General features: G+C 39.3%; 1 pseudogene. It reads left to right on the top strand.

The annotated features are described in order from the left end of the window. Positions 1–252 (top strand): annotated as a pseudogene (locus A7A69_RS09520) (aminotransferase class IV); the annotation flags it as partial.

Raw genomic sequence — 252 nt, 5'->3', positions numbered from 1 at the left:
GTGTAAGCAGTAATTGCTTTATTTAGTTAAATGATACGTGGATTACACATGAACTTCGTTATAATGGCGTGCACGGTGTGATGCGGGCAGAAATTTTATCCAGAATGGAAAAGTTTGATGTACCTGTGGCGCATGGTTTTATCGATATGGATGAAATTCCAAATATTCAGGCATTGTTTTTTTGTAATGCACTCAATCCGATGAAAGCCGTGACACACCTTGATGGAAATCCCTTAGACTCCCAAGTTTGTG

Source organism: Acinetobacter guerrae (assembly GCF_009372255.1).
Classification (GTDB): Bacteria; Pseudomonadota; Gammaproteobacteria; order Pseudomonadales; family Moraxellaceae; genus Acinetobacter; species Acinetobacter guerrae.
This window is presented reverse-complemented; position numbering and strand designations above follow the sequence as displayed.